1 protein-coding gene is annotated in these 1,822 nt (G+C 52.8%); it reads left to right on the top strand.

Annotation, left to right across the window (positions count from 1 at the left end; translation table 11 throughout):
* Positions 1–1,822 (top strand): amino acid adenylation domain-containing protein (locus RMO35_RS24630; RefSeq protein WP_309745312.1); only part of this gene is annotated, 1,822 nt, incomplete at both ends.

The raw sequence follows: 1,822 nt of genomic DNA, 5'->3' as shown, positions 1-1,822 counted from the left end.
ACCAAGCCGGAGCAGTTTGGCGATCTCGAAGTGCAAACCTGCATGAATCGTCCTGCCTTTGCCACCTTTGAACTATTCCTGAGTGCTGCCACCCAGCCCAACGGTCAGCTCGATTTAGAGTGTCAGTACAATCCTAATTTATTTAGTGCGGCGACTATTCAGCGGCGATTGAGCGAATTTGAAAATTTACTCACGGCGATCGTGGAGTCAGCCGAGCGATCGATTCGGCAGTTGTCGGTGCTAAATTCAGCGCAAACACAGCAATTATTAGTCGAGTGGAATCAGACGCAAACTAACTATCCGCAAGCCAAATGTATCCATCAATTATTTGAAGAATGCGTCGCTCTCAATGGTGAAGCGATCGCCTTAAAATGCCACGATCGACAACTCACATATCATGAGTTAAATCACCGTGCCAACCAGCTTGCCAACTATCTAATCGCCCTCGGCGTCCAGCCCAACGCTCTCATCGGCATCGCGATCGAGCGGTCGATCGACACGATTGTCGGCATTTTGGGCATCCTCAAAGCTGGTGGCGCGTATCTCCCGATCGATCTCGCCGCTCCCCCCGCACGGATCGCCACGATTTTAGCTGATGCGGGAGTCGCCGTGATGTTGACGACAACAGCCGACAGCGCCAAATTACCCCCACAGCAGTTCGAGGTCATCTGCCTCGATGCCGACTGGGACAACATTGCCACCGCTAGTGCCACCAATCCCAGTCTAGTGCTGCGATCGACTAATTTGGCCTACGTGATGTATACCTCTGGCTCGACGGGCAAACCCAAAGGGGTCTGTATCCCACATCATGGCGTCGTGCGACTGGTGAAAGCGACCGACTATATTGACTTTAGTCCCGATCGGATATTTTTACAGATTGCGCCGATAGCCTTTGATGTCGCTACTTTTGAGATCTGGGGAAGCCTCCTCAATGGTGCCAAACTAGTCTTATATCCTGGTGACAAGCCCTCGCTAGCTGAATTAGGTCAACTGATCGCCCGCGAGCAAATTACGACCCTGTGGCTGACAGCAGGGCTGTTTCACCTGATGGTAGACGAGCGACTGGCAGATCTCCAACCGCTGCACCAACTGATTGCTGGGGGAGATATCCTCTCTGTTCCGCACGTCCAGAAAGCACTATCGACTCTCACCAATTGTCAGTTAATTAATGGTTATGGGCCGACCGAAAGTACGACTTTTGCGAGTTGTTACAAGATCGCCAGCCTCGACCCCTTAGCGACGTCTGTTCCCATCGGCAAACCGATCGCCAATACTCAAGTGTACTTGCTCGATGCTGACTTGCAACCCGTCCCGATCGGGATTCCTGGCGAATTGTACATTGGTGGTGCTGGTTTAGCCACTGGCTACCTCAATCGCCCCGAATTAACCGCCGAAAAATTTATTCCCAACCCGTTTGCGATCGGCGAAAAGCTCTATCGCTCCGGCGATTTAGCCCGGTATCTCCCCGATGGTAATATCGAATTTTTGGGACGGATCGACAATCAAGTCAAAATTCGCGGCTTTCGGATCGAGCTGGGCGAAATTGAAGTGGTCTTGGCGCAACACCCCAGCGTGCGCGAAGCTACCGTTATCGTGCGCGAAGATCGATCTGGTGATAAACGCTTAGTTGCCTATCTGGTACCGCAGTCCCAGCAACAACCCACCGAGCGGGAACTGCGGGTCTTCCTAGAGTCCAGATTGCCAGATTATCTCATTCCCACGGCGATCGTCATGCTGACAGCCCTACCACTCACAACTAACGGCAAAGTCGATCGTCGCGCCTTGCCACAGCCAGAGACTCGCCCAGAGCCGGAAGCCAAGC

It is taken from the genome of Chamaesiphon sp. OTE_20_metabat_361 (assembly GCF_031364565.1).
The sequence above is the reverse complement of the archived record's forward strand: the minus strand, read 5'-3'. Positions and strand labels throughout refer to the sequence as shown.